Here is an 8,050-nt window from a genome sequence, read left to right as displayed (position 1 = left end):
TGCCACTTCTAACGTGCGAGGGGATTGGGGGATTTAAAAAGGGGGATAAGGGGACGGCCTCGTAACTCGAGTCCCCTTGTCTCCCTTTTGATAAATTTATATCTCAAAGCAAATTTTAAAATCTCATTCACTCGCAAGAATTGACTACTGATTTTAGGTCTCGCAAAGCTTGCCACTAAAATCAGAGCCGAAATTACTCGTTCATGAAATTTTAAAATTTGTCAGAGTTCTTTTGTAAATTTATATATTTTGAGCAAATTCAAAACTTCACTCACTTGCCTTAGCGGACTACTAAATTTAGAAGCGTGATATGCCAGCTCTAATTTTAAAATTTGCTAGATGCTAAATTGTGTAGAACGGTGGCACGACCGTGCAACTTACTTGGGAACAAACTGCAAAAACTCTAAATTTTAAAGCTCCTATTAAGATTTCATCAAGCACCTTATTAGCCAAAATTTTGTAAAATCCACTCATTAAAAAGGATAAAAAATGAGTGAAAATTCTGACTTTACACACCTACATTTACACACCGAATACTCCCTGCTAGACGGAGCTAACAAGATAGAAGAGCTAGCTCATATGCTCCATGACAGAGGCGACACGGCAGCAGCGATCACGGATCACGGCAACATGTTTGGCGCGATTGATTTTTACAAAAAGATGAAAAAAGAGGGGATAAAACCGCTAATTGGCATAGAAGCTTACGTGCATAACGGCGAGCAGCTCGATGATAAGAGCACTAAACAGCGCTTTCACCTCATACTAATCGCCAAAAACGAGACTGGCTATAAAAATTTGATGTATCTTAGCTCCATGAGCTACATAGAGGGCTTTTACTACTACCCTCGTATCAATAAAAAAATCTTAAAAGAGCACAGCGAGGGGCTAGTTTGCAGCTCTGCTTGCTTGCAGGGCGAAGTGAGCTGGCATCTAAATTTAAGCGACCGTAATGTCAAATTTGGCGCTAAAGGCTACGAGAGGGCAAAAGAGGTCGCGCTTGAGTATAAAGAAATTTTTGGAGACGACTTTTACCTTGAGATAATGCGTCATGGTATCGGCGATCAAAGGCGCATAGACGATGATATCTTGCGTATCGCAAAAGAGACTGGCATCAAGGTGATCGCCACAAACGACACCCACTACACTTTTAAAGAGCGTGCCGCTGCGCACGAGGTTTTTATGTGCATCGCGATGAACAAAACATTAGATGATCCAAATCGCCTTCGCCACAGCGTTCATGAGTTTTTTGTTAAAAGCAAAGAGCAGATGAATGAGCTTTTCTTAGACATCCCTGAAGTGATAGAAAACACACAGGAGATCGTGGATAAGTGCAATCTTGAGATCAAGCTTGGCAACCCAACTCCGCCAAATTTTAAATTTACTCTTGAGTGCGCTAAGGAGAGAAATTTAACCCTCCCAGAGCCAGAAAACAGATATAGCTTCAAAAATGACGCTGTATTTTTCGAGTATGAGTGCAGAAAAGGCCTTGAAGAGAGGCTAAAATTTGTCCCTGAAAATTTACACGAAGAGTATAGAAAGCGCCTTGAGATAGAGATCGGCATCATCAACAAGATGAATTTCCCAGGATATATGATGATCGTTTGGGACTTCATTAACGAAGCCAAGCGCAGAGGTGTGCCAGTTGGCCCAGGACGTGGCTCCGCAGCTGGTAGCTTGGTCGCTTACTCGCTAAAGATCACCGACCTTGATCCTATCCCATACAACCTGCTTTTTGAGAGATTTCTAAATCCAGAGCGCGTTAGCATGCCAGATATCGACGTGGATTTTTGCCAAAGCAGACGTGGCGAGATCATCGACTACGTCACGCAAAAATACGGCAAATTTAACGTTGCTGGCGTCATTACATTTGGTAAATTGCTCGCAAAAGGTGTCATTAGAGATGTCGCTAGAGTCTGCGACATGCCTTATGCGGAGGCTGATGCGATGGCTAAACTTATCCCTGATGAGCTAAACATAACGCTAAAAGATGCATATGATAAAGAGCCAAAGATAGCTGAGCTAATAAGCCAAAACCCAAAGGCGGCTAAAATTTGGAAATTTGCCCTTGATCTTGAGGGGCTAAACAGAAACGCCGGTCAGCACGCAGCGGGCGTCGTCATCTCAAACGAAGAGCTTTGGAACAAAACCCCGCTATTTCGCCAACCAAACAGCCCAGAAGATCGCTTTGTCACTCAGTATAGCCTCAAATACCTTGAAGACGTTGATTTAATAAAATTTGACTTTCTTGGGCTAAAAACACTAACCGTTATCGACAACGCGATAAAGCTCGTTAAACAGCGCACTGGCAAGGACATCATCTGGGAGCAGGTCGATAAAAACGACTCTGGTGTTTATAAAATGATACAAAGTGGCCAAGCCATCGGCATCTTTCAGATAGAGGGCGAGGGCATGAGAAAGCTAGGAACTAGCCTGCGCCCAGACTGCTTTGAGGATATCGTCGCGATGCTAGCACTCTACCGCCCAGGACCGATGGAGAGTGGCATGCTTGATGACTTCGTCAAAAGAAAACATGGTGAGGCGGAGATAACATACGCATTTAAGGAGCTTGAGCCGATCCTCGCGCCAACATACGGCGTCATCGTCTATCAAGAGCAAGTCATGCAGATCGTGCAGGCCATAGGCGGCTTTAGCTTAGGCGGGGCGGACCTTGTGCGCCGTGCGATGGGTAAAAAGATCAAAGAGGAGATGGACAGGCTAAAGGGCGAGTTTGTAAAAGGTGCTGAAGCAAAGGGACTAAATGGTCAAAAAGCGGATGATCTTTTCGAGCTGATCGTCAAATTTGCAGGATATGGCTTTAATAAGTCTCACTCCGCAGCATACGCTTATGTCACGTTTCAGACGGCTTATCTGAAGGCTTACTATCCGGCTGAATTTATGGCGGCACTTCTAACAAGCGAGGAGAGCAACGTCGATAAGATCGTTCGCTACATCGATGAGATAAAACGCATAAACATCGATACTTTGCCACCATCTATAAACAAATCAACCAAAGAATTTAGCGTAGTTAAAAATGGTGATCACGATGGCATTATATTTGGGCTTGGAGCTATTAAGGGCGTTGGCGGAGCAGCAATTGAGAACATCATCGCTGAGCGTGACGCAAAGGGCGAGTTTAAGAGCATGGACGACTTCGTCTCAAGGATCGATCCATTTAAGGTCAATAAAAAGGTCTTTGAAAGCCTTATAAAAGCTGGCTGCTTCGATGAGTTTGGCTTTAGTCGCAAGATGCTTTTACAAAATGTAGAAAATATCGTAGAAGCTTGCAAAAATGCAGCCCAGATACGTAAAAATGCGGCTGAGAGCCTCTTTGGCGAAGACGATAGCATGAATGATGTGAAGATAAATTTCGTCACTATAGATGATGAATTTGACATCAAGCAGATCTTGAAATTTGAGCAAGAGAGCGTTGGTATCTACCTCTCAGGACATCCGCTTGATGATTATAAAGACGAGATAAATAAGATCAAATACACGCTAAGCTCGGAGTTTGAGACCTTGCCACAAAGTGCTGAAATTTTGGTAGTTGGCAAGATCGAGGACTTTAGCACGAGGATCACAAAAAGTGGCAAAAAAATGGGCACTATAAATGTGCTGGACTTTCACGGCAACATCGAGATCGCCGTCTTTGAAAGAGAGCTTAGCAACATCGAAGATATAGTAAAAGACGAGGCAAAGCGCGATCTGCCTTATGCTTTTAGGATAAATATCTCGCGCGACGATCAGTTTGTAAGGACAAATTTAAATGAGGTTTATAGCCTAGAAGATGCGCAAAATTTAGACTTTAAGACAAGAAAGCTAAAGCAAAACTCTAAATTTAGCAAAAACGAAGAGGCGAGCGCCCCTCAAAAAGTAAGAGAGTATGCCGAGCTAGAGGTGCTTTTAAGCCTTAGCGAGCTTAGCAGGCAAAAGCTGGAGCAAATTTACTCGCTAGTTTTTAGCAAAAATGCTCCAAATAATCAAAAACGGCTAATTTTGAAGATAAAAAATGAAGCAACTGGCGAAATTTTCATCTATAAGACTGAGTTTATCGTAAGTGATGATGTAGGCGAAGAGATAGAAAAGCTCGCTGCTTCAGCGTAAATTTAAGGACGAGAAATGTTTGATGCTTTTAGAAAAAAGGGCCATTTTTTAGATGAGCTTGGTGTGGATAAGTCTAGCTGGAGTGAGCTTTTTAGCGCTTGCCTTGGTAGAGCGATGCTGCTTCAAAAGAGATTATTTAAGCAAGTGGTTGAGGCTAGCAAATGGCAGGCTGACTTTGAAAGTGGCAAAATTTACTTTGATGAAAAAGAGTTTGATATGCAGTTTATCGGCTCTGAGAGCTTTTCGTCAAACACTTGGCTTTGGGGCTATGAAAATGTAAATGGCTTTGATGAGCGCTTGCTTGGTCTTGCAAATAGGGCGCGTGAGTTTGGCGAGAAATTTGGGCTTGAAGCGTTTAGCACGGCGCAGTTTGAGCTAGATGAAGAGATCAATGGTCACACGATTAGCTTGGTTGCTTGCGTGGCGCTTGGCGAGGAGCTAAGCTATTATAGGATTGATTACGACGGAGGCGCTGCGTATGTGGCATTTAGGGCGGAGGCTATCTTTAAAGAGCCAGTTTTAGCAAATGAGTTAGTAAGCGTAGTAAATGAGTGTATAAGCGCCTATGAACTGGATCACAAGCTTTTTATAAAAGGGCTTTTGCTGGGTTGTGAGATAAAATTTAGCGAAAACAAAGATGAGATAGTAGCTAAGTTTAAAGATAAACTTAGCTTTAAATTTGATGATCTTAATAGGCTAACAGATATCTCTTCGAAGCTTTAAGCTTATATTTTGGCTGGGTTATTAGGCGCTTAGCTTAATAATCTAGCTCTTTTCTTAGTAAATTTATCTCATCTATTACCATTTGTGACTTGAGTTCTTTCATGCAAGCATGCGTTTTCAGCGGGCAAACTCGCTTCATACAGGGCATGCAAGCTAAATTTAGATGCACTATCTTTGCAAATTCGTTGCCCCAAGGCGAGGTTTCGCTAAATTTTGTCGGTCCAAAAAGAGCGATCGTTGGCACATGAAATGCGGCAGCTACGTGCATAGGGCCACTATCGTTTGTGACGAAAATGCCATTTTTACTAAGCCCAGCTATGCGCTCACAAAGCTCTTTGACGCTTGTTTTGCCAGCTAAATTTTGGCAAGCTACGCCGTTTTCTTTTAAAATTTGCTCAATTTTTTCGCAAATTTCTTGCTCGACTTTGCCACCAAAGATGACGATCTCAAACTCATCTTTGTAATTTAAAGCCACCTGTGCAAAATACTCTGGATACCATCTTTTCGCACTTCCATAGCTCGCGCCCGGATTTAGAGCTAGCGTTTTTTTGGCTGAAATTTGAGGTGTAAAATGTAGCTTTAGCTGAGTAGAAATTTCGCTTAGGCCTAGGGCATTTTTTACAAAATTTGCATATTTTAGCACCTGATGAAGGACGGTTTTACTCCTTTTAAAAACAGCCTTTTGCCTAGCGTTTATAAAAAATAGCAAGAATTTACTAGCAAACGAGCTTCTAAAGCTAAGCGCTAGATCAAATTTGCCAAGACTTTTTGCACTTTTAGCAAGGGATAAAAATCTAAATTTAGCTTTTTTGCTCTCATCAACGACCACTTTTTCGCAGTTTGGATGACTTTTGTAAAGCTCACAAGCTACAAATGAGCCAAAAAAAACGATTTGTAAATTTTTCTTATTTTGCACCAAATTTTCGATTGCAGCGCTTGCCATCACGCTATCGCCTAGCCATGTTGGAAGCTCGATAAAAACTCTCATTTTAAAAGACTTTGTATAACTTTAAGAGTGAGTTCGGCGTTTTTCTCGATGCTAAAATTTAGCGAAAGCTCGTAAGCCTTCTCTTGCAGGCTCGCTAAAAGCTCGTGATTTGTGAGAATTTCATCTATAAACTCCAGTGCACTCTCATCATTTGGGCTTTGAAGCACAAATTTGTCTTCTAATATCTCGCCAGCTCCATTTTGAGCCGTCGTAAAGACCACGTTTTTAAAGCTAAGTGCCTCTAGCACGACATTTGAAAATGGCTCATAGTGTGTTGGAAAGATGAAAATATCGCTCGCCTCGTAAAATTTCGCCGTGCTTTTTTGCTCGCCGACAAAATAGGCGTTTAGCCCGAGTTTTTTAGCTAGGCGTTTGTAGCTTGAGATGTTTTTATCTTTGCCAACAATGAGCGTATTTACGGGCGTTTTTAGCTTTGAGGCAAGGAACAAAAACTCTTTTAACCCTTTTCTTTTAAAGCCATTTCCCACAAAAAGTAGGGTAGAAAGCTCAAATTTAAGTCCAAATTCCTCACAAAGAGCTAGTTTCGCCTCGGCTTTTTGCACCCTTTGGGGTAAATTTACGCCGTTATAAATGGTCGTGATCTTTTTGGGATCGATGTCATAAGTTGTGATAATCTGCTCTTTGATGAAATTTGAGTTTGTGATGATCTTTTGGGAGTTTTTAAAGCACTTTTTCTCTAAATATGGATAGACGAAATTTAGAGGGTTTAGCCACCAAAAGTTCTTTGTTGCCCTATAAACCTTGTGCACGCCGTCTCCTGCCCTGTAGATGTCAGCACAGCTTACTCGCTCTAGGCTAAAGTAAAACTCATCATCTCTTTTTTGGCGTCTTACTTGGCGGTTGAAATTTAGAGCTTTTTTCCAAGATGAGACGCTGGCATCGCCAAGATAGGAGCGAATTTCTGTTTGGATACCAAGCTCGTTTAGGGCTTTAACAAGCCTTCTTAAGTATCTTTCAGCACCTCCAACTGCGTTTGGATTAGTTCTTAAAAATACTATTTTTTTCATCTATAACTCCTAAAGCCAGCACCCAGATAAATAACATAAGCAGTGCGTTTTCATGGTGAAATGTCGTGTTAAATAGGGATATAACATTATTGAATAATAGTATCAATAATCCACAAAAAACAATGTTTGATGTCTTGATGTTTTTTATAAAATTTATAAAAAGAGATAGTTGAAATACCAAATATGCAAGTAGTGCAAAGATGCCTTTTTCTGTTAAAAATGTTAAAAATGTATTGTGTGCATGACTAACTCTAACCTCAGAATTTCCTGGGAAAAAGGTGGTTATATCTATATCTTTAAAATTCCCTAAACCTATGCCAAAAAATGGATGTTCTAGCCATGTATAAAATGCTGAGTAAAAAATGGGCCATCTTGTCTCATTACTTGAAATACCTTGTGATATTTTATAGACAAATCTAGCATCGTTTTGCATTACAAACGCTACAGTAATGATAGCTAATACAAAGATAGAGATTATTGATAGTGTAAATTTTATATTTATATGTTTTTTAATTGTTAAATATATGAGTGTTGAAAATATTACAACTGGAAGTAAATACATAGTAGCACGAGAACCAGCGATAAGAATTCCACAAGTAGAGATAATAGCTATAATAAAGCATGAACTTTTAAAAAATTTATCCTTACTACCAACAAAAGAAAGACTTACTAAAAGCACTAGTAACATAAAAATGGCACTGTGATTTACGTGGCCGATTGATTTTAGTTCAAGAGGTGCAAATGGGTCATTTGAAGTGAATTTTGTTACGCAAGCTAAAACAAAGGCAGTTAAGAATCCAGCAAATAATGCATAGATATTTAATTTTATATTTATATATCTGACCCCTAAATTCCTTAAAACTATAAAAAATAACACACATCTAAGCGGATCAAATAATACTTTAATGGATGTTTGATTTACTATACAACTTAACGCAGTAAAAACCAAAAATAAGATAAAAGATATGTTTAAAAGATCAAATTTAATTCGTGTCTTATCTTTTACAAGTATAAAAATACCAGTCACTATAAAAAACCATAGAGCCATTTGTTTTATAGCTTCACTTATTGGCAGGGAAAATAGTAGTATAGCTAGTAGTATATTATATATATTGTATTTATTGATCATTTTTTTCTTCCTTAGTAAAACTTATTTATATTTGATTTTAGCTAGAATTGAATAAAATGAAAATATAGAGAAGGTGAGATG

Annotated in this window: 5 protein-coding genes; 2 read left to right on the top strand and 3 right to left on the bottom strand. The window is 39.8% G+C overall.

Going from position 1 to position 8,050, the window contains the following annotated elements; translation table 11 throughout:
* Positions 1-489: 489 nt before the first annotated feature.
* Positions 490-4,101: a DNA polymerase III subunit alpha gene (gene dnaE / locus G6W42_RS10245; RefSeq protein WP_194173921.1), complete on the top strand. Its 3,612-nt coding sequence runs from the start codon at positions 490-492 to the stop codon at positions 4,099-4,101.
* Between the two features lie 15 nt (positions 4,102-4,116).
* The gene (locus G6W42_RS10240) at positions 4,117-4,824 is read left to right on the top strand and encodes a DUF6882 domain-containing protein (protein WP_194173920.1); all 708 of its coding nucleotides are present in this window, start codon (positions 4,117-4,119) and stop codon (positions 4,822-4,824) included.
* 34 nt (positions 4,825-4,858) lie between these two features.
* Here the strand turns inward: G6W42_RS10240 and waaF are convergent, their stop codons facing one another.
* Genes waaF through G6W42_RS10225 form a run of 3 tightly spaced genes read right to left on the bottom strand, consistent with a single transcriptional unit; the run spans position 4,859 to position 7,969 of the window.
* Positions 4,859-5,812: a lipopolysaccharide heptosyltransferase II gene (gene waaF / locus G6W42_RS10235; RefSeq protein WP_194173919.1), complete on the bottom strand. Its 954-nt coding sequence runs from the start codon at positions 5,810-5,812 to the stop codon at positions 4,859-4,861.
* Positions 5,809-6,840, bottom strand: a complete 1,032-nt coding sequence (locus G6W42_RS10230; protein ID WP_194173918.1) for a glycosyltransferase family 4 protein — start codon at positions 6,838-6,840, stop codon at positions 5,809-5,811. Before G6W42_RS10230 ends, waaF begins: the two co-directional genes overlap by 4 nt.
* Positions 6,812-7,969 (bottom strand): O-antigen ligase family protein, encoded by a 1,158-nt coding sequence (locus G6W42_RS10225; protein ID WP_194173917.1) that lies wholly within the window; start codon positions 7,967-7,969, stop codon positions 6,812-6,814. The genes G6W42_RS10230 and G6W42_RS10225 overlap by 29 nt, the downstream gene beginning before the upstream one ends.
* Positions 7,970-8,050: the final 81 nt, after the last annotated feature.

Source organism: Campylobacter concisus, from assembly GCF_015230015.1.
Lineage (GTDB): Bacteria > Campylobacterota > Campylobacteria > Campylobacterales > Campylobacteraceae > Campylobacter_A > Campylobacter_A concisus_AF.
The sequence above is the reverse complement of the archived record's forward strand: the minus strand, read 5'-3'. Positions and strand labels throughout refer to the sequence as shown.